Here is a 23,141-nt window from a genome sequence, read left to right as displayed (position 1 = left end):
TTTCAGTTCATGCCTCTGGCTGTGCATTCATCAACGCAGCCACCGCCTCCCATTCGGGTGCAGCGTCAGCAGCACCATGACGCGTCGTTGCCAGCGCCCCACAGGCAGACGCAACGCGGACAGCCTCGGAAAGAGGCTTCCCCTGCGCTAAAGCGAACGCCAGCCCGGCGTTGAAACAGTCTCCGGCTGCCACAGTATCAACAGGCTGGATGCGAAATGGCGCACTATGGCCGCTACGTGTTCCATCATGCCAAAACACGCCACGGCTTCCCATTTTGACGAGGACGGCTTTTACACCTTTTGCCAAAAGTAAGTTCGCTGCCTTTGCCGCGTCTTCTACCGTTTCAGGACGAATACCTGTCAATTGGAAGGTTTCACTTTCGTTTGGCGTAATAACATCGATTTCATGCCAGAGTGCTTCCAGAAGACCGTGCTCCGGCGCTGGTGCCGGGTCCAGCACAACCAGTGCTCCCTTAGCCCGCGCCTTACACGCTGCAGCTAAAACCGCCTTCTGAGGTACTTCAAGTTGCAAGAGAACTACGGCTGCCCGCTCGAGCCATTCCGATGCCGCTTCAACGTCGGTTTCATCTACCGCCATGTTCGCGCCACCAACCACAGTGATGCAGTTCTCTCCGCTCCCATCAATCCCGATCAACGCAATTCCGGTGGCGTGAGAAACATCTTCTCGCAGGGGAGAAAGATCCACTCCAAAACGCTCCAGTTCCTGACGCGCCTGTGCACCAAAACCGTCCTGCCCTATGCGTCCCGCCAGAGCGACCCGCACCTCAGAGCCAGCGGCCAAGCGCCCTGCTGCCGCAGCCTGATTACTGCCTTTACCGCCAAGCATGACAGCGTAGCTTTCGCCATGCACAGTCTCCCCAGGTCGAGGTAAACGGGTAGCCCGAGCGGTTACATCAATATTGATGCTTCCAAATGACAGGATCAGGGATTTCGTCGTTGGCATAGGTTTGATCTCGGTAAAATTGGGAAAAATTTCTTAGCATTAGGCTTGCAACGCCGTCAGTAGCCGTAAAGAATTTGCCTCTCCAGCCAAGCGATAACCGACATATGGATCGTATCGCCTATGGTTATTTTTTTCCTAAAGGGAGATGAATTTCCCATATTAATAGTTTCATTACTAAGCTAGGATTTCCTGAGCCGATGGAGACGTAGCAGCTTTTTTTTCAAGGTTTCCACAGCCGCGCCAGAAACGTTTCAACTGACAGGGTAAGTCTAATTATGTCCTCTGCCAATCGACAGACCTCCTCTCGCACAGCCACGAAAAAAGCCGCAGCGGCGTCTCGAAGCAAAAAAGCGGCGCTGCCCACTCCAGAAACCGTTATCGAAGCTTCATATGTTGATGTAGAGCCTGTCGCTTCCGCAGAGGTTCCCACGAGTGGGCCGTTCCTCCCTGACATGGTCTGTGCCTTTGATAAGACATGGTACATGCGTGAGTACCCGGATGTGGCAGCTTCAGGCCTTGACCCGGCAACGCATTACCGGGAAGCGGGTTATCGGGAAGGTAGAAAGCCCAACCGCTTTTTTGACCCTGAAAAGTATCGCGCTGCCAATCCGGATCTGTTGGAATACGAAGATGACCTTCTGATGCACTTTGTATTTTACGGCCTGAACGAAGGTCGGCGCATCAGCTGATCCTTACTCAACCTTATTACAGAGCATAGCGCAGCCTCCTTCATTTTTTGTAATCGGTTGCGCCCTGTGGCTTGCCCTCCCCTCCTGGACAGAAGAGACTTCGCTCTCCGTACTCTGTTCAGGAGTCCCTGTATCGTGAAAAACCTTCGCCCCCGTCTCGCTGTCGATATGGATGAAGTCATTGCAGACGCACTTACTGCTCAACGTCTTTGGTACAAGGATGTCCACGGCTATCAGTGGACAGAAAACGAACTGAGAGGACGCCATTTAGGCGACTTGGCTACTCCGGAACATGCTGCGGGAATGCAGGCACTGCTGCATGACGGACAATTCTTCGGTGACCTTGACGTTATGCCCGGCGCACAGAATGCACTGGAATTTCTGAGCCAGCATTTCGACATTTTTATCACGACCGCTGCAATGGAATATCCAGCCTCCTGCGCGCCCAAATTCCAGTGGCTACAGAAAAACTTTCCCTTCATTCCCACTCTGAACATCGTCTTCTGTGGGCACAAAAGCATTCTTGCTGCCGATTTTCTCATCGACGATAATGTGCGGCATTTTCAGAATTTCAGAGGACAGGGCATTCTGTTTTCCGCTCCCCATAATCTGAATGTGGAATGGTCGCCGCGGGTCGCCAACTGGAAAGATGCCGTTTCTTATCTGATGCAAATGCATCCCGAAACAGACGCTCCATAAACGCTCGCTCCCAGCCTCACGGCCAGAAATTACAGCATTGTAAGCTAACAGGCTTTTTTGCTTTTGGATTTGTGGTTCTGTTTAAGATACAGGTTTTCACCCTATTTTTTTCAGCTTCTGGTCAGTGAGCACATTCCGTTTATGTCCACCCCTTATCGCGCTGGTGCGTTTCGCCTCTCCCCTGAAGATTATCGTGCACAAACGGATGCCGCCCGAGCAAATCCAGAAGCATACTGGCAGGATCAGGGAAAAAGGCTGGACTGGATTAAAGCTCCATCCAGCGCGCAGGACACCGGGACGGGATGGTTTTCAGATGGAACGCTGAACGCCAGCTTCAATTGCCTGGACCGCCATCTGGAAACACGTGGAGATCAGACCGCGCTGATCTGGCAGGCAGAAGAAGCAGAGCACATCATCCGCCTCACATATCGTGATCTGCATGAGCGCGTATGCCGTCTGGCAAATGTTCTGCGAGATCATGGTATTCGTCGGGGTGACCGCGTTGCCGTTCACTTACCAACGGTAATCGAAGGCGTCGTGAGCATGCTAGCCTGCGCACGGCTGGGCGCTATCCATGTCGTGCTGTTCGGAGGCTTCTCGCCGGAAGCTATTGCAGACCGACTGGCCGACAGTGGCGCCAGTTTGGTCATCACGGCCAATGTCGGGCGGCGTGGCGCGAAACGCATCCCTTTCAAGACGACGATGGATTCTGCGCTGAGCCTGCGCCCGGACAGCTTGTCTGTGAAACACGTTCTGGTCGTCAGTGTCACAGATGAACCCGTCCCCATGCAGGCGGGCCGTGATGACATGCTCAATCCACTGCTGGCAGTGGCTTCGGCGTAATGCCCAATTGAAACGATGGCCTCTACGGACCCACTGTTTCTACTTTACACGTCTGGGAGCACAGGCAAGCCAAAAGGCATTGTCCACGCAACAGGCGGATACCTGACCTGGGCCTCCTACACACACGAACTTGTCTTTGACCATCAGGCTGGCGATGTGTTCTGGTGCACGGCCGATATCGGCTGGATTACCGGTCATACCTACGTAGTTTATGGCCCGCTCTCGAACGGCGGCACCGTTCTCCTGTTCGAGGGCATGCCGTCTCATCCGAAGCCCGGTCGCTGGTGGGATGTTATTCAGGCCCATAAGGTCACCACATTCTATACCTCTCCCACCGCCATTCGTGCCCTGATGCGCGAAGGAAACGATGTTCCCCGCGAATACGACCTGACCTCTTTGCGCGTTCTGGGAACTGTCGGTGAGCCGATCAGTCAGGAGGCATGGTCCTGGTTCGATGATGTCATCGGTGGTGGGCGTTGTGCCTTCGTAGATACCTGGTGGCAGACTGAAAGCGGTGGCATCCTGATTTCGCCCGTTCCAGGCGCTGTCAAAGAAAAGCCAGCGTCTGCAACACTCCCACTTCCGGGCGTAAATCCCATCCTGGTTGACGACAAGGGACATCCGCTGGAGGGCGCAACAGAAGGTGTGCTCTGCATTGATGGATCATGGCCAGGTCGCGCACTGACGATCTGGAATGACGACGCGCTCTTTGAAACAACGTATCTTCGCCCCTACCCCGGCCATTACTTTACGGGCGATGGCGCACGACGCGACGAAGACGGCTATTACTGGATCACGGGCCGGGTTGATGACGTCATCAATGTTTCTGGGCATCGCATCGGCTCTGCCGAGATTGAAGATGCACTGGCTGCAGAACATGCGATTGTTGAAAGTGCCGCGATTGGTATTCCGCATGACCTGAAAGGTCAGGGCATTGTCGTGTATGCTGTGGCCCGTGATCCGTCCCATCCGGATTTGGAAATGCTTGCCGTTCGCGCCATAGCTGCAAAAGTCGGGCGTTATGCGGTGCCAGAAAAAGTATATATCGTCCCTGATCTTCCAAAAACGCGATCTGGCAAAAATGTCAGACGCCTGATGCGCAAAATTGCCTGCGGCGAGACTGATGGCCTTGGGGACCTCTCCACCTTGGCTGATCCAGAAATTGTGGAAGTTCTGATCGCTATTGTTCAGGGCTAACCAACCGGCACGACCAGCTTTTCCAACAAAAGCTGGTCGTTGTCCTGCGAGGTTAATGTGATGAAGCTTCCCTGGCGCCGAAAGCTTCCCCCATCATGGCGAACCGATGTTCTGGCAGGGCTTTCGCTCGCTTTTACAAACATCCCGCAGGTCCTTGGTTATGCCCGCATTGCGGCCATGCCATCCGTCACCGGGCTTTATACAGTTCTTCTGCCTCTGGTGGGCTTTGCCGCCTTCGGCTCTTCCAGACATCTTCTTGTCGCGGCAGATTCCGCCACTGCGGCCATTCTCTCTGGCGCTGTTACAGCCATGGCTGCACCAGGAAGCGCACACTACATGGCGTTGGTCAGCGCTACCGCGCTCCTTGCCGGAATGCTGCTTCTGGCCGCCAGATTATTTCGCCTCGGTTTTTTGGCAGACTTTCTTTCTCGAACAGTCCTTGTTGGCTTCATGACAGGGGTCGGCGTCCAGATCGCCATTTCCATGTTTCACGACATGCTCGGCATCCAGACGACATCGCATAACCCCGCGATGCAGGTGCTCGAAACTCTCACTCAGGCCGCTCATCTCAACCTGACATCCACCCTGACCGCCGGTGCCACCGTGGGCGGCTTGCTCCTTCTAAACCGGTTTTTCCCACGATGCCCTGCCGCATTACTGGCTGTCATTGGCGCTATTCTAGCAGACAGAACAGTCCCATTCCTGACGCGGAATCTCTCGACGCTTGGCCCTATCCAAAGCGGACTGCCGACCTTCCAAATACCCATTATCAGCTGGAATGAACTGCTTGCGCTTTTTCCAGTGGCAGCCTCATGCGTCTTCGTCATCATCACCCAAAGCGCTGCGACATCCCGCGTGTACGCAACACAGTTCGACGAAGAACTGAATGAGAACAGGGATCTGACGGGATTGGCAGCTGCCAACATAATTGCAGCAGTCAGTGGTACCTTCACGGTTAACGGCAGCCCAACCCAGACAGCTATGGCGGTACGCGCAGGTGCCCGGAGTCAGGTGGCACAAGTTGTCTTTTCTCTTTCCACACTGATCGTGCTCCTCTTCCTCACCACACCTTTGCAATACCTTCCACAATGCGCACTCGCCGCGATTGTCTTCACTGTCGCGCTGGGAATGATCGAAATCCGCGCACTGCTCTCAATCCGTCAGGAAAGCCCGGGAGAGTTCTGGCTTGCACTTGTGACGGCGGCAGTCGTTGTTGGCGCCGGAGTAGAACAGGGCGTTCTGACCGCCATCGCCCTGTCGCTGTTTCGTCATGTGCGCCATAGTTACGATCCTCACACGGCCGTTCTCCAGCCCTTTACTCCTCTGGGCACACTAGAAGCCGTTCCAGCCCGCGGGGGCCTGGAGAGTGAGCCTGGACTCATTATCTTCCGCTTTTGTGCGGACCTGTTCTACGCCAACTCTACTCGCTTCAACCGAGACATCCTGACGTTGCTTAGCGATGCCCCGCACCCCGTTCGCTGCATTCTCATTGAATGCAGCCCGATCACGGATATTGATTATTCGGCAGCCAACGACCTGCGCCTGTTACTCGCAACACTCAAACAGAGGCAGGTGACGATGATTTTTGGGCGCGTAAGCCAGGATCTCAGGGCAGATATGAACCGGCATCATTTGACAGCTGCAATCGGTCCAGAAAATATTTTTGAAGAACTTCACACTGCCCTTGCCGCCGCCAGGCGTTATACAGACGCGACAAACCATACCCCGGGCAGCCTCGCTCCCACACACACGCCATCATGATGACCTTCTGGACGACACCAAGATGATATTCCCCGCTTACTGGAAGACCGTCGGACCATGATGGATGGCGAACAGGACAAGAAAAAAGATCTCGGCAGGCGGCAAAGCAAAAAGGATCGCACCGCGACGGCCCTAGCGTGGGAGGCACTGCGGCTGTTTTCTACTCAGGGATATGAAGAAACGTCTGTCGAGCAAATCGCCGAAGCTGCCAGTGTCTCCCGCAGAACACTGTTCCGATACTTTTCAGGCAAGGGGGACATCATCCTCGCCTGGACCAGCGACATGACTCAGGCATTTAATGATGCGATTGCGTCTGCCAGTCCGGATGCTTCGTTGCAGGACATGGTCCTTCTGGCCCTTCTTCCGGTTGTTCGACGGATCACCGCCAACCGGGAATACGCCTACGCGCTCGTACAACTCCTTGAACACGAACCTGCACTTCGGAGTGTCAGTCTGCAAAAATATGAGGAATGGGAAGAGGCGCTTGCTAAAGCCCTCATGGACCGCCTCCCCCCAACAGATATGCCATCACTGGCTGCACGACTGATTGCGCGGACCGCGATTGCAACTTATCGCACAGCTGTAGACGAATGGATGAAGACCGAAGGCCGCACAGATCTGGAACATATCCTGCGCCGTGCCTTCACGTTCCATCCTCTTCTCTGGATGGAAGACAGCCCTCTCAGCCTCGGCTGAAAGGGCTTTATTGCCTCAGAGATCCAGTTCAATCGTGAAGTGATACGTCCGTGGCAGGCCAGCAACCGCAGAGTTTGTAGCGCTTCCACCACCGTTGATGCTCGACGGGTAAACAGAAGCCCAGTAGCTCTGGTTCGTGACGTTATCGACGCCAAAGCGGAACACGAGAGGCTGGTGATAAACGTGCGTTGCATAGCGCGCGCCCAGATCCAGCGTCACATAAGACGGAGCAAACGTGGTGTTATAGACATTGGCTGCCCGGCGCCCCATGTAATGCACGTTCGCATTGACAGCACCGCCTTTAAGAAAGGGCAGTCGATAATCAATCAACATGTTCGCCATCAAAGGCGGCACGCCAACAACCTGCTTGTAGGACGTCTTGGCCACACCCGTGTTCAGCAACTGAGCATCCAGCCAGGTCATACCGCCCAGAATACTCAGATCCTGCGTCAGATTTCCGGAGGCCTGGAATTCAACGCCATAATTCCGCTGCACACCGTAATTGGAATAAACATACGTAACAGGGTCTGTATAGGCGAATGGGCGAGACATTCTAAAGCCAGCAATATTCAGCTGCAGTCTCTTGGCCACCAAAATCTTGTAACCAACCTCATACTCTTCTGAACGCAGAGGAGCTGTCACTTCGCTTTCATTCACAGCACCGGCCGGCGCCGAAGTACCAGCCTGCAAGGACCGCCCCCAGGTGAAATAAGCCGTCTGATTGGCTGCCGGCTTATAAAGCAGACTTGTCATCGGGCTAAAGGCAGCAGCACGGCTGTAGGACGACGTTTTCGTGCCACTCGTTGCATAGTTGTTGGTGCTCAGCCAACTCCAGGCCAGCGTTCCCATGATGGACCAGTGCTTGCCCAGAGAAATCGTATCCCCGGCCAACAAGGACTGCGTCATGGTATCGGCAGATTTATAACGTCCGGAATAATAAGGCTGTGCACTCGGAAATCTCTGTGGGTTGCCGATTGTCGCCTGTCCCAGGGTCAAAGTGCCGGTCGATGACGTCGGGTTATAGTTCCCCATGACGTAACCGTTGGTTCCAATCTCAATCTGGTGCTTCAGTGAGCCCGTATGGAACGACCCATTCAAATAAGCCGTATTGCTGCCTGCCACGAAATCATTCGCCGTCGTCGCAGCTGAGATTGTCTGACGGTAAAGTCCCGCAGAGTTCAGCAGCTGGTTACCCGTACTGAAAACATTTCTGGCAGCATTCTGCCACATCCCACCCAGCTTCAGGCTCCAGTCATCATTGAAGTGATGAATGATCTTCATCAGGGCAGTATCGGTTTCCATATTGTAACCGGCTTGCTTCTGACCATATCCCTTCTGGCTAAGATCTGGAGCATCCGGTAGCTGAATAGTCGTTGCATACGAAAAGCCACCCGGATAGCCGCGCTGGGCATATGTGTACTGGCTGGCATCAATCTGAATGACTGTCTTCGGTGAAAGATGAATGTCGAAATCACCGCTCACCAGGTTACGCCGCAGGTGGGAGTCTGCGACGTACCCCTCTCCGTTCTGGTTCAACAGGTTCAGGCGGTAGCCGAACCACTTGTTGTGGCCAACCCGACCTGAGACATCGAGGCTTTCCATGGGTGCTCCAATGGAATCAACACCCACAACAAAACGCTCTGTCTGCCGGTCTGTCGGACGCTTCAAGGTAAAGTCAAATGTGCCCGCTGGATTTTGCGGACCATACACCGCACCAGCCAGACCATTCAGAACCTGAACACTATCAAACTGCTCCGCAGCATAAGGTGTGGTGATGACCATGTTGAGGCCATCCATGCGCGTGTTAGCGATAACGTCGCCCTCAAACCCACGGGACTGCGGCCGACTGGTATTCGGATCACCGCGCATTTCAAGCTGGGCAGATGGCACGAATGCAATCAGATCATTGATGTTTCTGGTCTGTTGGTTGACCAGAACATCATGGGGCACCACCGTGACAGACATCGGCGTATCCAGAATGGATCGCGTGCCAAGGGGGCCAAGAGAGGCTTCCTTCGTGCGATACTCTGCTGCCGTGCCACTTCCGTTACGACGATGAACAGTGATATTCTCAGGTTCAGACGCGCGTACAGACTTCTTCGCGGCCGCTCCCAGAGTAGCTTTTTCTTTGGTTTCTGCCGCATAAGAGGGAACATTGCCCATGACAGATCCAGCCAGAAGGTACAAAGCCAGCCGCGAGAGTTTCATGCCTGAATCCTGTTCGTTGTTCTAAATTCTTCGCACCTTCTACATTTTGGCACTCAGTGCCACAATTTGAGTTTACGCGATCTACAGCCTAGGGCAATTTTTTGAGGGGCACTGTCTCTTCAGAAACACAGTTGGCTGCGCGCGGGAGCACAAAGCCCCATTTTCAGTCTTGAGATCGTCGGATGAGTTTTGCCTCGACAAGCCTTTGAAAGCCGAAAGCGCGCCTTTCTTCTAGTGACCGATGTATCGTCCAGGCCGATGAAACACCATGAGCACACTACTCATGGCAAAAGCGCTTACGGCTGACAGCACAGCCTTTTCCCACGGCAAAAAGAAAGCAGACAGCGTCAGAATGGCTGCATCAATCATGATCTGAACGCGGCCGGCGTTAAGGCCACGGCTTTTCTGAAGCCAGAGCGTGATAACGCCTGTCCCGCCTACACCCGCCTGATGACGAGCCAACGAGAGAATACCCATCCCAATCACTGTCCCACCAAATATGGCGGCGAACAGAGGCTGGACATAGGAAAGCTCCATGACACTTGGGATAACGCTCGCGAGCAAGGTGATGCCGAAACTGGCAATTGTCGTTTTAAGTGCGAAACGTGGCCCCATGGCGCGAACGGCGAACAGAAGAAACGGTATGTTAATGACCGTAAACAGATTTCCGGGCGTCATGGGCACGATGTATGACAGCAACAAAGCGATACCCGCCACCCCGCCGGTCACAAGCCCAGCCTTGTGCAGACACATCAGCCCCATAACAATCAGAGAGCAGCCTATCAAAAAAGCATAGACGTCTTCTGCGTGAGAGTGACGCAACCCAGGACCATAAGGCGAAGTCATATCCAGAAAATCCAGTCGTTCAATGGTCACGCCCCTTGAGACGCATTGCATCAGGCCCATGAAAATCAGGCCCAGATAGTTCAGTCCCTCTGCCCTGCACAGCCCCTTTCATCTTCAGAAAATATTGTTTCAAACGGACTTCCCGTTTTTTGCCTGAAGCTGCGACCAACGGGCATTTATTGCTTGTTTGGAAATGCTCTTATGTGATCCGCGAGTCTCGAATTGGGCCTTCTCTCGGACGCTAAAATTGCAGCCTCCTCGAGAAACAAAGTGGATAGAGCGTCCGATGGACGTTCCTCTATGGCAGGGAGTTCGCGAAGGAAGCGCCGCGGTCTTACCGAATAAGCAATATCAAAACATTGCTAAGACATATTTCCCGGCAAGTCTGACACCAAATTCCACAGTTTTGTCTCTCTGTTACAATTGGGACCAATTTTCGCCACATCAGAAGACCTTTGATGATGCATTACGAATGGAGTTTTCTATGTCCACCAAGACTAAACGATCTGTAGCTCTGCTTATGGGGCTGGCACTTGCCATTGCTCCGGCCGTAGCGAACGCTCAGAGAGGCCCGGGTGGCGATGGAGGGCATCGCGACGGAGGTGGCCCGGGTGGTCGTGACCGCGGCGGCCCCGGCGGCGGTGGATATCACGACCGTGGAGGCCCAGGTGGCGGAGGACGTGGGCCTGGCGGAAATGGTCATAGAGGCCCCGGTGGCGACGGTTTCCGTGGTGCCGGTCCGCATCGTGGTATGTGGCGCTCGGGAGACCGTTATAATGGAGGGGGAGTATTTGTTGACAGTTGGCGCAGATATCCAGGCCTCTATGCCCCTCCTCCAGGATATCGCTGGATTGACTACGGTGGCAGCTTTCTCCTCGCTGCAATCACAACAGGGGTCATTTCCAACGTCATTATGGGCAACGTGAACGGTCCGGCGGTCGTAGCCCCCACACCTTACCCAACATATGGTCCAGCTCAGGTCGCACCTGCTCCATACCCTGGACCTAGATACTGATTTAGCCCGAGGCGCGTCGGAGATGGCGCGCCTCTTAGGTTCTTATTAGGTGGCATCCACTGATGATCGCGCTCTGCTCCTCGGCAACCTGAGATTCAATAAACCTATATCCAACCATACAAAAGAACACTTGAGGAGCACTGCTCAGTTCAAAGGTTGAGGAGGCTCTTCCCGCGGTGGCGGATCTGTTGGCAGAGGTGAAGGCGGCGCTGGTGGATATGGTGGTCGCGGATTGGGTAGATCCACTGCACCTGCACCAATCGTCTTCCTTCCAAACGGCGGATATGGCGACGGCCCTGGCTCTTCTGGCAACTCAACGTCGGGCCATTCATCAGGCTCGGGAGTTTCCTCTTCCTCAGATGGGTCATCAACCATCGGATCACCATCCGGAAATGGATCTTTCGTGCCCGGATAGTCCATTTGGAACGCATATTGAGAAATTGGGGTACTGATCAGGATCGACATGTTCGCCTCCTACAGGGTGAATATTAAATTCCCTATCGCGTCAAAGGTTCAAATCTTCTCAAAAGAAACCTGTCAGTCTCGCTGGAGACGAACGATTAAGAAGTGCTGAACCCTTCCCTCCCATGCACTGCATACATTTCCGGTCTTTGAAACGACGCTATTAAGAAAGATATCTTCAAACGTCAGTTTTCTTTGCGACCCAGATTGTCCCGTAGTACACTTTCGCTCATGCGCCATCTCTCTCTTTTTGCCCTTATTTCCCTCTCGGCCTGCTCATCAGCTCCTTGGCTAACAGGTCATACAGACAGTCACTGTGTGCGAGAGCAGATGTTGACCGGCACGCAGGGCAATCCTCTTCCTTTCAGTCATGCAATGCAGGTGTGCGCGGTTTCCGCACAGAAGAGCAATAACGGTCACCCAAGACCTCTTGATCTCAGAGATGATACCACGCTTCAGGCGATGGCAGAGAACCCTGACTACAACACGGCTTCCGCCCCCTTCGTCCACCGCGACGCAAAAACGAAGGTTCCGGGCGGTGTTCGGAGAGTGAGTATCGACTAAACCGCGCTCTTACGCGCATACAGTTTTTTTCAGACCATTCGAGACAAAACAAACATAATAAAATTTTTTATGCATAAAATTCATACAAATAGCGTGCATTATCTTTTATAATCGCAACAAATAAACTTACCCTTTGGGTAGTAATTTCCCTTCCGGGTAACATTTTATTTTACTCTTTCCCGATATTTTCCCTTGCATCTCAAACACAATACCCTCATTGTCTTTTTAGCGGGTGCTTTTACTGGGGTAACCGGCGCATGTTGCGCCATTCTTTCTCCGTAAAAGTTATGATTTCGTGTGTGTTTTGTGCACGACCGCTATTGTTAAAAAAGGAGCCTCGTTATGGCAACAGGCACCGTAAAATGGTTTAACTCCACCAAAGGCTTCGGCTTCATTCAGCCGGACAATGGTGGTCAGGACGCGTTCGTTCATATCTCTGAACTTGAGCGTGCCGGCATCCACACCCTCAACGAAGGTCAGCAGGTCTCTTACGAGCTCGAAGCTGGCCGTAACGGCAAGACGTCTGCAGTAAGCATTAAGGCTCTTTGAAGCTTTAATCAGCAGCTCGTCTGTGCGAGAAGCCGCTCTTCGGAGCGGCTTTTTTTATGCCCGAACGGTAAGGCATAAATTCATCCCCCCTAAAAGCACGTTTTCTGCTGCATCAGTGATGCATCACCTGCCCGCTACAGATCGACTGTTTCAGCTTGCAGCTCATTAAAACAAATCCAGAAAAAATATTTTACGTGTCATCAGAAGTGTAAGCAGATATGTGCAAATATACTTTAACTATCGCGCATCTCTACTCACCTGAAGAAGGCTCTCTATGGCTCTATCCGCTCAAAAAAAAGAATGGATGGGTTTATTCTTTGCCATCTGTCTTGTCATGACCTTGGCAATATTTGGATGGCTCGGATGGCAAAAAGTATCCGGGGATGACTCCATCACGCACGTCACCATCGCTAAAATTATAGCGATCGAAAAAATCAATGCTGGTTTAGGTGCATCAACATCCTACAAAATAACGTACGACCTGCACGGAACAATGATCAGTAATTATTTCACAGATGACTGGTATCAAACACACAAGACAAGAAAACATTTTCTCGTCACATATAGAATGTCGAATGGCTATCATATCGACAGCATTCGCTGACATTGAGTTTTACAATCAACAGAGAGGGCTATGCATCGCCCCCTCTGCATGATGCAGGATCAGGCCAAGCCTTCTTCCTGCAACGCCCGCTTAGCGGAGGGGCGAGACATAATCTTCTCTCGCAATGCCCACGCTTTGCGATGATGAGAAATATCCAGTTTCTTGAAAACAGCCCATGTCATGATAACAGCCGCATAAGCGTCTGCCTGCGTAAAGTCGTCACCCAGCCAGTATGCTTTATCGTCGGACAGCATATCTTCGAACTGCGTCATCCGCCGATGGATCTGCTCATGAGTAGACTTCTCGGCGTCCTCCGTCAGGTTCGGGGCAAACAAGCCGCCGAATGCGCTGTGCAGATCACCACAGAACCCGAGAGCTTCCTGCAGCCTGGCTCGTTCCAGAGAGCCATAAGCTGGCTGAAAAGCCGGAATATCCGAATGGTCGCCGATATACTGAAGAACTGCTGAATTCTGGGTCAAGACCACACCCGGCTCTATCTCGATTGCCGGAACGGCTCCCCGCGGATTGATGGCAAGATAATCTGCGCCGGTCTCTGTCTTCTTCGTCGTCGTATCTACCTTTTCAAGGGTGTACGGCTGACCGATTTCATTCAGAATAATATGCGCGGCAAGCGAACACGCACCAGGCTTGTAATAGAGCTTCATAGTCACTTCTCCATTGCGCGAAGACGCAGGGAACAGAATGAGCGCATTCCTCAACTGAGAAAAGGCGGGAAATATCCCGCCTTCTTTATGGGATATCTCAGGGCTGCTTTTCAAAAGCTCCGGCAATCGTCAGGCTAACGTCATCGCCGACATAGGGAACATATTTTTTGACGCCGAAGTCACTGCGATGGATTGTTCCGCTAGCCTGGAAGCCAACCGTATAGGCCTTGTCCATGGGGTTCACACCAGCGCCAACGAAGTGCACATGCAGAACAACGGGCTTCGTCGTGCCATGAAGTGTCAGATTGCCACTGACAACAGCATCTTCGGCACCTACCGGTGAAACCTGCGTCGAAACGAAAGTCGCATCCGGATACTTCGCAGCATCAAACCACTCGTTATTCTTCAGTTCGTCAGTCAGAACCGTACTTGATGTCGCAACACTGGAGACCGGGATCGTCACAGAAAGCTTTGAGTTCTCCGGATGGCTGGCATCCAGCTTCAGGCTACCACTCACGTTGGAAAACTGACCCGAATAGTAGGAAAAACCAAAGTGCAGGACTGAAAAATTGACCTGGGTATGACCAGCTTCAACCTTGTAAGAGCCACTCTTCACATCGGCCGGCGCAGCGGCAAAGGCAGTCGTGGATACCGCAGCGCAAGCAAGAGCTGCAAAAGCACCAGAGAGTATTTTCTTCATGGGAAGATCTTTCTTTTTTGAATTGAAACAAAAGCAAGTTCAACCGAAGCGGAAGCCGGACAACGCCTTCCCCATGACGGTATCACTATAATCACGGACACCCCGGTCCGTTCCGGCTGCTCCTGCTACAAACATCAATGGTAACAGGTGTTCGGCTTTCGGATGACAGTCCCGGGCGAAAGGAGCGTCCGCCCATCTCGCCAATAAGGACTCACGCTGTTCAGGCGCCGCCTCCACAGCCAGGTGCAACCAATCATCAAAATGCCTGGACTGTTCGTCAGCTTCTGCATCTTGGCGCAGGAAGCGTCGCAGATTGTGATAGGTCATGCCCGCTCCCACCAGCAGCACGTTTTTATCCCGGAGTGGAGCCAGAACTCTGCCGATTTCCATCACGGCCTTAGCCGTCGCGTTCAGCGGCAACGAGATCTCAATGACAGGAATATCGGCCTTTTCGAACGCCAACATGAGCGGAATGAACACTCCGTGGTCGAACCCACGATAAGCATCTCCACCACTCGCAATTCCCGCCTTTGCAAGAAGATTCTGAATATGTTCAGCAAGCTTCGGAAAGCCTGGGGCCGGATACTGGAGCTCATAAGTGTGGGCGGGAAAGCCGTAATAATCATAGATCAATTGGGGATGGGTGCCTGTTGTCACAGTAACCCGGTCAGTTTCCCAATGCCCTGACATGACGACCAAAGCAGCGGGACGCTGAGGCAACGTAGCAGCGACCCCACGCAAATGCTCCGCCATTCGATCCCAGACATCCGGCCATTCCATGAAAAAACAGGGACCACCCCCATGAGGAATAAAAATAGCAGGCTGGCGTTCTACAGGCCCTGTCTGCCTTGAATTATCCGTCATGAGAAACTCCGTCGTCAGTCGATCTGCCGCGAAGGTTGTCATCAAACTGCGACAACGATAATCCTGACTACAGGAAAGTCATCTGGCACCAGGAGTGTGAAGTGCTCGACCGGATTACCAGTATGCAAGCCTTTGTTAGGGTGGTGGGACAAGGAAGCTTTGCTGCCGCAGCACGGTCTCTGGGCCTTTCACAGACGATGGTCACGAAGCACGTATCGGCTCTTGAAGCCCATCTTGGCGTGGCCCTCTTTCATCGCAGCACGCGCCGCCTGTCACTGACAGAACCTGGGCAACTCTATCTCGATCGGTGCCAGAAACTCCTCAGCAGCCTTGAGGACATGGAACAGGAGGTTACCGCAGCCGCTGTTGAGCCCCGCGGGTTGCTCCGTATGAACACGCCTGTGTCTTTTGCCATTCGCCATGTCGCTCCGCTCCTACCGGAATTCAGCCAGAAATACCCGTTGGTGACAGTCGAACTGGGCGTAGATGATCGGCGCGTGGATCCCATTGCCGAAGGCTGGGATCTGACTCTCAGGATCGGTCATCTGCTACCCAGCAGCCTCAAAGCCCGGCGTCTGGCACATATCAATTTCACGCTTTGCGCCGCCCCCTCCTATCTGGCCGAACACGGCACTCCGACTACAGTCAGTGACCTCGAGCACCACACCTGCCTCGGCTACACCCTCAGCGATCCGGTAGGCACTACACGCTGGAGTTTCGGGCGCCAGGGAGAGCGGACCATTCCTGTCAGAAGCAGTTTGCGCTCCAACAATGGAGACGTTTTGCGCACGGCAGCATTGGCGGGTCAGGGCATTCTTTATCAGCCGACATTCATTGTCGCAGACGAACTTCAGTCAGGCCGTCTCAAACCTATCACACTGGATCTCCCCTTGCTGGAAGGGCCAGATCTGCATGCCGTTTATGTGCCGACAACGCACGTACCACTCAAAGTCCGAGTGATGATTGATTTCCTGGCCGCACGTTATGCACCCGTTCCTCCATGGGAACGGGTAGTTGATCAATCCTGAAGGCGATATCTGGCTCTCACCAGCACATCCTGTTCAAGCATTTGCAGAACGTCCTGCCTCTCCTGCGTACTCACCAGAACAACAACTCCGCGAATTGCGGGTCTAGCTCCTGTTACATGCTCCTGGAATATCTGAGCCAGAATCATGGACAGCCCATCGCGGGAACAGCAAGAACACCCAATTCCGTGTCTTTTGCGAAATGGCGAAGGCGGCGGCAAAGAGACCACGCCTGACCATCCCTCTCCCAGCATATCCGCAACAAGAACAGTCTCTGCCCTCCGCGACAAAGGCCAGTCGGAAAGGTCCGTTACGACCGAGAGAAAGAGCTGAGACATCAGTTATTCAACCGACCGGTCGGCACCGTAACAGGGTGGCGCCCCCATGTGTTGGTGACAATAACGCCAGCCATAACAATGGCACCGCCAACGAGTGTCCGGAACGTCGGAATCTCATGGGTCAGAATATAGGCCAGAACCATCGTTACAGGCGGCAGCAGGTATAGCAGGGCTGCCCCCCGCGTAGCTCCCAGATGCCCGATCACAAAAGCCCAGGCAGCATATCCGATTGCAGCGGGGAAAATACCCAGTTCTAAAACAGACGCCCGGCCTGCCCATGATGCATGAGCAAAACTGGCCAAGCCTTCGGGCAACCATGGCAGCAGGAACAGAGCACCACTGATCAAAATATAAGCGATCGTTGTGAGAGCACCGTACCGGCGGATCAGCCCTTTCTGAAGATTCGTGTAGAGCGCTCCGCAAACAGCGGCTCCAAACACGAATGTCGCACCTGAACCGAAAGACAATCCGCCAGACTGCCCTTGGGCGATCAGGACAACACCCGCAAAACTCAGAATGGACCCAGCCCATCCCAGAAGAGACATGCGCTCTCCCAAAAACGCCATGGCAATCAGTCCGGCCATAAGAGGCGCCGCACTGATAAGGAGGCTCGCAGCCCCTGCGGAGACTGTCACTTCGCCGCAGTTGAAAAAGATATTGTACAGCGTGATGCCCACCGCACCGCATCCTAGAACCTGCGGGATGTCCGCTTTCTGCAGGCGAGTTGGACGTTTCCAGAGCAACCAGCCCCCCGCAGCAATGGCGGCGATGGCATATCGTACGGCCGCGAGCGGGATAGGTGCGAAGTCATGCAGGGCAATACGCACAACCGGATACGCACTGGCCCAGGACAGAATGGCGACTGCTATAAAGAGTGGAAGGAAACGACCAACTGAATTTGTCATTGCTGTTCCGCGAGAAGGGATTCCCAATTCAGGGAGATGCACCACATATGACAGGCCTCTCAAAAGAAGGACAGGACAGATCCGGTTTGCCAGCAGCTTCCCTCAACCGTTATACAGGCAGGCCTCCATGCTGGGCCCGACTGCCTGGCATAATATCCTGTCCTGATTTTATTCCTGAAGAGCGCCTCAATGTCCTCACGTCCCCATCTGCTTGATGCCCTGTCAGACCAGGTTCTGCTGTGTGACGGTGGTATGGGATCGCGCGTGCAGATGCTCGATCTGGAAGTAGAAAAAGACTACTGGGGCCAGGAAAACTGCACGGAAATTCTGAATCTTTCCCGCCCTGAGCTGGTTCGTGAAATTCATCGCGGCTATTTCGAAGCTGGCGCGGATATGGTCGAGACCAACACGTTTGGTGGCTCGATCGTCACGCTTGCTGAGTTCGACCTTCAGGACCGCAGCCGCGAAATTAACCGTGTTGCTGCCACGCTGGCCCGAGAGGCCGCGGAGACCTTCTGCGACGGCCGCCATCGTTACGTCATGGGCTCCATCGGCCCCGGCACAAAACTGCCAACACTTGGCAACATCGATTATGACACGCTTGAAGCCGGGCTGATTGAACAGTGCCGTGGCCTGATTGACGGCGGTGTCGATGGGTTCCTGATTGAGACGTGTCAGGACACGCTCCAGATCAAAGCTGCCGTCAACGCGGCCAAAGCCGCACGGATCGAACTCGGGTCCGACGCTCCCATTTTCGTACAGGTGACGGTTGAAACCACCGGCACCCTCCTTGTTGGACCCGACATCGCTGCGGCAGCCACAACCGTCAACGCGCTGGACGTCCCGTCTTTGGGCCTGAACTGTGCGACCGGCCCGCAGGAAATGGCTGAGCACGTCCGCTGGTTGTCTGAAAACTGGCCGGGCCTGATTTCCATGCAGCCCAATGCCGGTCTCCCGGAACTGGTAGATGGTAAAACGGTCTATCCGCTCAGCCCGGACGAGATGGCTGTGTGGATGGAGCGTTTCATCCGTGAAGACGGCCTTAACCTGATTGGCGGATGCTGCGGAACGTCCACTCCTCATATTCAGGCTCTGGACGGCATGCTGCGCCGCGTGGGTGGCGAAAAATACCGTCCTGCTCCGGTCAAGCGCAGCACGATCTGGATGCCGTCTGTATCCAGCCTCTACTCTCAGGTGCCGCTGAGGCAGGAAAACAGTTACTTCTCCATCGGCGAGCGCTGCAACGCCAACGGCTCCAAGAAATGGCGTGAACTTCAGGAAGCGGGCGACTGGGATGGCTGCGTCGCTGTTGGCCGGGAACAGGCTGCCGAGGGCTCCAACGCTCTGGACGTCTGCACCGCCTTCGTTGGCCGAGACGAAGTCGCGGAGATGAACGAAGTCGTCACGCGCTTCACGTCATCCGTTAATGCGCCTCTGGTCATCGATTCAACCGAAACGCCAGTCATTGAGGCCGCTCTGAAGCGGCATGGTGGCAAGCCGATCATCAACTCAATCAACTTTGAGGATGGTGAAGAGCAGGCGCATGCCCGCATGAAGCTGGCAAAGAAGTTCGGCGCCGCGATGATTGCCCTGACCATTGACGAAGTGGGCATGGCCAAGACGCCAGAAGACAAGCTGCGCATTGCAGAACGTCTGGTCGATTTCGCCTGCAATCAGTACGGGCTGCCCCAGTCCGACCTGATGATCGATCCTCTGACCTTCACCATCGCAACCGGCATGGAAGACGACCGTAAGCTCGGCGTCTGGACACTTGAGGGTATTCGGATGATCCGGGATAAGTTCCCTGATATCCAGATCGTGCTGGGTCTTTCGAACATTTCCTTTGGTCTGAACCCTGCGGCACGTGCAGTTCTGAATTCAGTATTTCTGGACCATGCCGTCAAAGCAGGCATGACCGGCGCGATCGTACATGTTTCAAAAATCCGTCCGCTACATCTGATTGCACCGGAAGAAGTGAAAGTCGCGGAAGACCTGATCTTTGACCGTCGGACTGCCGATTATGATCCGCTCCAGAAGCTTCTGGAGCTTTTTGCTGGCCGAAAAGCTGCGGATGCCGTCAAGAAGCGCCGCGCTGAAACACCAGCGGAACGCCTCAAGGACCGGATTGTAGACGGGGACCGTAAAGGCATCGAGGACGACCTGGACGCCGCCATGCAGGATATGGCCCCGCTCGACATCATCAACACCGTTCTGCTGGACGGCATGAAAGTCGTGGGCGAACTCTTCGGATCTGGCAAAATGCAGCTTCCGTTCGTGCTGCAATCTGCCGAAACGATGAAAACAGCCGTAGCCTGGCTTGAGCCGCACATGGAGCGCAAAGAAGGCCAGCATCGCGGCACGATGGTTCTTGCTACAGTGAAGGGTGACGTCCACGACATTGGCAAGAACCTTGTGGACATTATCCTGACCAATAATGGTTATCAGGTGATCAACCTCGGCATCAAAGTGCCCTTGGCTGACATGATGGCTGCGGCCAAGGAACATAATGCTGACGCTATCGGCATGTCAGGGCTTCTCGTTAAATCCACCGTTATCATGCGCGAGAACCTCGCGGAGATGAAACGGCAGGGCTTCGATGTTCCCGTGATTCTCGGTGGCGCGGCTCTGACTCGAAACTACGTCGAAGAAGAATGCGCCCTATCTTACGGAGATGGCGAGCCAGGCCGCGTCGCATACGCCAGAGATGCGTTTGATGGATTGTCCCTGATGGACAAGATCGCGCAAAAAGAGTTTGACGGCTATCTGGGAGCAATTCAGAGCCGCCGTGCGGGCAAAGCAAGCCGCAAGAATGCGCGTGCTCCGGAAAGTGCTGAAACGCGTGGCTTCGGCACAGTTGATCCCGCCGCCGCCCGGGAGCGTCGCAATCGGATCTCAGGCGAACTGCCTCCTCTCACGCCACCTTTCTGGGGCGCCCGGGTTGTGGAAGCTGCGCCGAACGCCGTGCTGCCGTTCCTGAATGAGCGCTCACTCTATCAGTTCCAGTGGGGCTTCCGGAAACAGGGACGCTCCCTTGAGGAGTTCATGGAGTATGCGAAGATGGAACTTCGCCCCGTCCTGAAGCGCATGCTGGCGCTCAGTGCGGAGCAGGAAATCCTGCGCCCGCAGGCCATCTATGGATACTGGAAAGCCGCCGGTGACGGAAACGACCTGATCCTGTTTGAAGAAGACGGCAAGACTGAAGCCGCGCGCTTCACCCTGCCCCGCCAGCCGAAGGACGACGGCGAGTGCATCGCGGACTTCGTGCGTGACATCAATGATGAGCACCGCGACGTTGTTGGGCTTCAGGTTGTCACCGTTGGGCAGAAAGCATCAGACCTTGCCCGGGAATGGTTCGAGGCCAATCGCTATCAGGATTACCTCTATCTGCATGGCCTTTCAGTCGAGATGGCGGAAGCCATGGCTGAATACACCCACAAACGGATCCGTGCAGAGCTTGGTTTTGCGGCGGAAGATGATCGTGACATGGAGAAAATGCTCTCCCAGTCCTATCGTGGGTCACGTTATTCCTTCGGCTATCCTGCCTGCCCTCGCCTTGAGGATCAGGAGCCAATCCTGCGCCTTCTGGATGCCGAGCGCGTCGGGATTTCCCTGTCTGACGGGTTCCAGCTTCATCCTGAGCAGTCAACGTCTGCTCTCGTGGTGCTGAATCCGCGCGCCAAATACTTCACTGTCTGACTCAACGGAGAACCACGGTCATGGCATCACAGCAAATCGGCGGGCTTCTTGCCCAGCTTCGACTCATCAACGGTGAACGTGGCTTCTTCGCCAACTTTTTTGGCCTCTTCTGCGTGGCCTGTCTTTTAGGACTGGCCAACATGTTCAGCCGCTCTGTCCTGCATGCAGATATGGGCTGGCTGCTCAAACCACTCATGGTGGTCATGGCCCTGTATTTCTTTCTTCCCTATCTTCTTCTGCTCATTCTCGACAGACGCAGCACCAACTAACCCTGAGTTCAGCCTACACTTCCGCGAAGACGCCCCAACATGGGGCGTTTTTCTTATCTGGAGCATGGGACAACACCGCATATAGATTGTCTTTTCAGTCATCAGATTTATAATAATTTTACAAAATTGACGACTTTCCATTTCGGATATTCCATGACGGTTCTTTCTCCTTCCGCTGAAGAACGCCTTCAGACTGTTCTTTCCCGGCTCGCTGCAACACTGGGAAGCCGGATCAGCACAGCCCCCTCCGTGCTGGAAGAACACAGTCACGGCGAAGCCATGGAAGCAGCTCGCCTGCCTGGAGCCGTCATCTTCGCTGAGAGCACGGACGATGTTTCAACCGTTCTGAAGGAATGTCATGCCTCCCGCGTTCCTTTAGTCGCGTTTGGTGCTGGCACTTCTGTTGAAGGGCATGTCACGCCGCCAGAACACGCCATCAGCCTCGATCTCTCCCGCATGACCGGCATTGTAGAGATAAACCCGGAGGATCTGGACTGCCGCGTCCAGGCTGGTCTCACCCGACAGGCTCTCAACACACAAATCCGCGATACCGGACTTTTCTTCCCTGTCGATCCGGGCGGTGAAGCTACGCTGGGCGGCATGTGCGCGACCCGCGCTTCCGGAACGGCAGCCGTGCGCTACGGCACGATGAAGGAAAACGTGCTGGGTCTGACTGTCGTGCTTGCAACAGGCGAAGTGATCCGAACCGGAGGGCGCGTCCGCAAATCTTCCACCGGTTATGATCTGACGTCCCTCTTCATCGGCTCTGAAGGCACGCTCGGGATTATTACGGAAATCCAGCTCAAGCTGCATGGCCGCCCTGACACCCTCTCCGCTGCAGTTTGCCAATTTGAATCTTTGAACGATGCTGTTCAGACTGCAATGGAAATCATCCAATGCGGCATTCCGATTAACCGTGTGGAATTAATGGATAGTGTTCAGATGGATGCATCCATCCGATACTCCAAATTGACCGGCTATCGCCCTCTTACAACATTATTTTTTGAATTTGCGGGCGCGCCTGCTGCCGTACAGGAACAGGTTACAGCGACCCAGGAAATTGCTCTCGCAAACAATGGGCTTGGTTTTGCCTGGGCCGAAAGCGCGGAAGACCGGGCACGTCTATGGAAAGCGCGCCATGATGCCTACTGGGCCGCAAAGGCCATCGATCCAACCGCCCGGGTCATCTCAACAGACTGCATTGTTCCAATCTCACGACTGGGGGAACTGATTGCCGGTGTCTCAAGCGACATTGCCGCATCCGGTCTTAAGGCCCCGCTTCTCGGCCACGTCGGAGACGGAAATTTCCATACGCTCATCATCACCGAACATTCCCCGGACGGCTATGCTCAAGCCCTGGATCTGGACCGGAAAATTGTCGGTCGGGCGCTGGCTCTCGGGGGTTCCTGTAGTGGCGAGCACGGTGTTGGACTGGGGAAACTGGAGTTTTTGGCTCAGGAGCACGGTGAAGGCTCACTCGGCGTCATGCGTGCGCTGAAGAATACGATGGACCCTCACCATATTCTCAATCCGGGAAAGCTGCTTCCCAACGGGCCCGTTTATCGGGGATAACACCACCCTT

At 54.3% G+C, this 23,141-nt stretch carries 20 protein-coding genes and 1 pseudogene; 13 read left to right on the top strand and 8 right to left on the bottom strand.

Annotated elements, in window-relative coordinates:
- Positions 1-7: 7 nt before the first annotated feature.
- Complete coding sequence (locus JN414_RS03835; RefSeq protein ID WP_202206750.1) at positions 8-964, bottom strand: ribokinase; 957 nt, start codon at positions 962-964, stop codon at positions 8-10.
- 275 nt (positions 965-1,239) lie between these two features.
- Between JN414_RS03835 and JN414_RS03830 the strand changes: the two genes are divergently transcribed.
- The 5 genes and pseudogenes from JN414_RS03830 to JN414_RS03810 all read left to right on the top strand — a co-directional run bounded on the left by JN414_RS03830 (position 1,240) and on the right by JN414_RS03810 (position 6,849).
- Positions 1,240-1,653, top strand: coding sequence for a hypothetical protein (locus JN414_RS03830; RefSeq protein ID WP_202206749.1), 414 nt, complete (start codon positions 1,240-1,242; stop codon positions 1,651-1,653).
- A 135-nt stretch (positions 1,654-1,788) separates the two neighbouring features.
- Positions 1,789-2,352 (top strand): 5' nucleotidase, NT5C type, encoded by a 564-nt coding sequence (locus JN414_RS03825; protein ID WP_202206748.1) that lies wholly within the window; start codon positions 1,789-1,791, stop codon positions 2,350-2,352.
- A gap of 141 nt (positions 2,353-2,493) precedes the next feature.
- Positions 2,494-4,392 (top strand): annotated as a pseudogene (gene acs, locus JN414_RS03820) (acetate--CoA ligase).
- A gap of 60 nt (positions 4,393-4,452) precedes the next feature.
- Positions 4,453-6,153: a SulP family inorganic anion transporter gene (locus tag JN414_RS03815; RefSeq protein WP_202206747.1), complete on the top strand. Its 1,701-nt coding sequence runs from the start codon at positions 4,453-4,455 to the stop codon at positions 6,151-6,153.
- Between the two features lie 57 nt (positions 6,154-6,210).
- Positions 6,211-6,849 carry a TetR family transcriptional regulator gene (locus tag JN414_RS03810; RefSeq protein WP_202206746.1) on the top strand — a complete coding sequence of 213 codons (639 nt, stop codon included), beginning with the start codon at positions 6,211-6,213 and terminating at the stop codon, positions 6,847-6,849.
- 15 nt (positions 6,850-6,864) lie between these two features.
- On the opposite strand, the gene JN414_RS03805 is transcribed toward JN414_RS03810, so the two are convergent.
- Both JN414_RS03805 and JN414_RS03800 read right to left on the bottom strand, forming a co-directional pair.
- Positions 6,865-9,057 carry a TonB-dependent siderophore receptor gene (locus JN414_RS03805; RefSeq protein ID WP_202206745.1) on the bottom strand — a complete coding sequence of 731 codons (2,193 nt, stop codon included), beginning with the start codon at positions 9,055-9,057 and terminating at the stop codon, positions 6,865-6,867.
- A 231-nt stretch (positions 9,058-9,288) separates the two neighbouring features.
- Complete coding sequence (locus tag JN414_RS03800) at positions 9,289-9,903, bottom strand: YitT family protein (protein WP_202206744.1); 615 nt, start codon at positions 9,901-9,903, stop codon at positions 9,289-9,291.
- Between the two features lie 484 nt (positions 9,904-10,387).
- On the opposite strand from JN414_RS03800, the gene JN414_RS17135 reads away from it, so the two are divergent.
- The 4 genes from JN414_RS17135 to JN414_RS03780 all read left to right on the top strand — a co-directional run bounded on the left by JN414_RS17135 (position 10,388) and on the right by JN414_RS03780 (position 13,097).
- The gene (locus JN414_RS17135; RefSeq protein ID WP_202206743.1) at positions 10,388-10,918 is read left to right on the top strand and encodes an RcnB family protein; all 531 of its coding nucleotides are present in this window, start codon (positions 10,388-10,390) and stop codon (positions 10,916-10,918) included.
- 176 nt (positions 10,919-11,094) lie between these two features.
- Positions 11,095-11,370 (top strand): hypothetical protein, encoded by a 276-nt coding sequence (locus JN414_RS03790; protein ID WP_202206742.1) that lies wholly within the window; start codon positions 11,095-11,097, stop codon positions 11,368-11,370.
- A 916-nt stretch (positions 11,371-12,286) separates the two neighbouring features.
- Complete coding sequence (locus JN414_RS03785; RefSeq protein ID WP_046899487.1) at positions 12,287-12,493, top strand: cold-shock protein; 207 nt, start codon at positions 12,287-12,289, stop codon at positions 12,491-12,493.
- A 274-nt stretch (positions 12,494-12,767) separates the two neighbouring features.
- Positions 12,768-13,097, top strand: a complete 330-nt coding sequence (locus JN414_RS03780) for a hypothetical protein (RefSeq protein WP_202206741.1) — start codon at positions 12,768-12,770, stop codon at positions 13,095-13,097.
- 59 nt (positions 13,098-13,156) lie between these two features.
- Here JN414_RS03780 and JN414_RS03775 read toward each other — a convergent pair whose 3' ends face one another.
- The 3 genes from JN414_RS03775 to JN414_RS03765 all read right to left on the bottom strand — a co-directional run bounded on the left by JN414_RS03775 (position 13,157) and on the right by JN414_RS03765 (position 15,326).
- Positions 13,157-13,762 (bottom strand): glutathione S-transferase N-terminal domain-containing protein, encoded by a 606-nt coding sequence (locus JN414_RS03775; RefSeq protein ID WP_202206740.1) that lies wholly within the window; start codon positions 13,760-13,762, stop codon positions 13,157-13,159.
- A 97-nt stretch (positions 13,763-13,859) separates the two neighbouring features.
- Positions 13,860-14,462 (bottom strand): YceI family protein, encoded by a 603-nt coding sequence (locus JN414_RS03770; protein WP_202206739.1) that lies wholly within the window; start codon positions 14,460-14,462, stop codon positions 13,860-13,862.
- A 39-nt stretch (positions 14,463-14,501) separates the two neighbouring features.
- Positions 14,502-15,326, bottom strand: coding sequence for a class III extradiol ring-cleavage dioxygenase (locus tag JN414_RS03765; protein WP_202206738.1), 825 nt, complete (start codon positions 15,324-15,326; stop codon positions 14,502-14,504).
- 101 nt (positions 15,327-15,427) lie between these two features.
- Between JN414_RS03765 and JN414_RS03760 the strand changes: the two genes are divergently transcribed.
- Positions 15,428-16,354 (top strand): LysR family transcriptional regulator, encoded by a 927-nt coding sequence (locus tag JN414_RS03760; RefSeq protein WP_202206737.1) that lies wholly within the window; start codon positions 15,428-15,430, stop codon positions 16,352-16,354.
- Here the strand turns inward: JN414_RS03760 and JN414_RS03755 are convergent.
- Together JN414_RS03755 and JN414_RS03750 are read right to left on the bottom strand one after the other, a co-directional pair.
- Complete coding sequence (locus JN414_RS03755) at positions 16,345-16,689, bottom strand: hypothetical protein (RefSeq protein ID WP_202206736.1); 345 nt, start codon at positions 16,687-16,689, stop codon at positions 16,345-16,347. The genes JN414_RS03760 and JN414_RS03755 overlap by 10 nt on opposite strands.
- On the bottom strand, positions 16,689-17,594 hold the full coding sequence (locus JN414_RS03750; RefSeq protein ID WP_202206735.1) for a DMT family transporter: 906 nt from the start codon (positions 17,592-17,594) through the stop codon (positions 16,689-16,691). The genes JN414_RS03755 and JN414_RS03750 overlap by 1 nt, the downstream gene beginning before the upstream one ends.
- Positions 17,595-17,783: 189 nt before the next feature.
- Here JN414_RS03750 and metH point away from each other — a divergent pair, with 189 nt between their 5' ends.
- The 3 genes from metH to JN414_RS03735 all read left to right on the top strand — a co-directional run bounded on the left by metH (position 17,784) and on the right by JN414_RS03735 (position 23,131).
- A complete protein-coding gene (metH, locus tag JN414_RS03745; RefSeq protein WP_202206734.1) occupies positions 17,784-21,290 on the top strand; it encodes a methionine synthase in 3,507 nt (1,168 codons plus the stop codon).
- A 20-nt stretch (positions 21,291-21,310) separates the two neighbouring features.
- Entirely contained in the window at positions 21,311-21,559 is a 249-nt protein-coding gene (locus JN414_RS03740; protein WP_202206733.1) for a hypothetical protein, read from the top strand.
- A gap of 153 nt (positions 21,560-21,712) precedes the next feature.
- Positions 21,713-23,131, top strand: a complete 1,419-nt coding sequence (locus JN414_RS03735; RefSeq protein WP_202206732.1) for an FAD-binding oxidoreductase — start codon at positions 21,713-21,715, stop codon at positions 23,129-23,131.
- The last annotated feature ends 10 nt before the right edge of the window (positions 23,132-23,141 follow it).

Origin of the sequence: Gluconobacter sp. Gdi (assembly GCF_014132155.1) — a bacterium.
GTDB lineage: Bacteria > Pseudomonadota > Alphaproteobacteria > Acetobacterales > Acetobacteraceae > Gluconobacter.
This window is presented reverse-complemented; position numbering and strand designations above follow the sequence as displayed.

Coding starts and splice junctions, on each gene's coding strand:
- metH (WP_202206734.1), top strand. CDS start 17,784: ATGTCCTCACGTCCCCATCTGCTTGATGCCCTGTCAGACCAGGTTCTG.
- JN414_RS03785 (WP_046899487.1), top strand. CDS start 12,287: ATGGCAACAGGCACCGTAAAATGGTTTAACTCCACCAAAGGCTTCGGC.
- JN414_RS17135 (WP_202206743.1), top strand. CDS start 10,388: ATGTCCACCAAGACTAAACGATCTGTAGCTCTGCTTATGGGGCTGGCA.
- JN414_RS03780 (WP_202206741.1), top strand. CDS start 12,768: ATGGCTCTATCCGCTCAAAAAAAAGAATGGATGGGTTTATTCTTTGCC.
- JN414_RS03810 (WP_202206746.1), top strand. CDS start 6,211: ATGATGGATGGCGAACAGGACAAGAAAAAAGATCTCGGCAGGCGGCAA.
- JN414_RS03815 (WP_202206747.1), top strand. CDS start 4,453: ATGAAGCTTCCCTGGCGCCGAAAGCTTCCCCCATCATGGCGAACCGAT.
- JN414_RS03800 (WP_202206744.1), bottom strand. CDS start 9,903: ATGACTTCGCCTTATGGTCCTGGGTTGCGTCACTCTCACGCAGAAGAC.
- JN414_RS03735 (WP_202206732.1), top strand. CDS start 21,713: ATGACGGTTCTTTCTCCTTCCGCTGAAGAACGCCTTCAGACTGTTCTT.
- JN414_RS03835 (WP_202206750.1), bottom strand. CDS start 964: ATGCCAACGACGAAATCCCTGATCCTGTCATTTGGAAGCATCAATATT.
- JN414_RS03740 (WP_202206733.1), top strand. CDS start 21,311: ATGGCATCACAGCAAATCGGCGGGCTTCTTGCCCAGCTTCGACTCATC.
- JN414_RS03775 (WP_202206740.1), bottom strand. CDS start 13,762: ATGAAGCTCTATTACAAGCCTGGTGCGTGTTCGCTTGCCGCGCATATT.
- JN414_RS03830 (WP_202206749.1), top strand. CDS start 1,240: ATGTCCTCTGCCAATCGACAGACCTCCTCTCGCACAGCCACGAAAAAA.
- JN414_RS03765 (WP_202206738.1), bottom strand. CDS start 15,326: ATGACGGATAATTCAAGGCAGACAGGGCCTGTAGAACGCCAGCCTGCT.
- JN414_RS03805 (WP_202206745.1), bottom strand. CDS start 9,057: ATGAAACTCTCGCGGCTGGCTTTGTACCTTCTGGCTGGATCTGTCATG.
- JN414_RS03770 (WP_202206739.1), bottom strand. CDS start 14,462: ATGAAGAAAATACTCTCTGGTGCTTTTGCAGCTCTTGCTTGCGCTGCG.
- JN414_RS03750 (WP_202206735.1), bottom strand. CDS start 17,594: ATGACAAATTCAGTTGGTCGTTTCCTTCCACTCTTTATAGCAGTCGCC.
- JN414_RS03755 (WP_202206736.1), bottom strand. CDS start 16,689: ATGTCTCAGCTCTTTCTCTCGGTCGTAACGGACCTTTCCGACTGGCCT.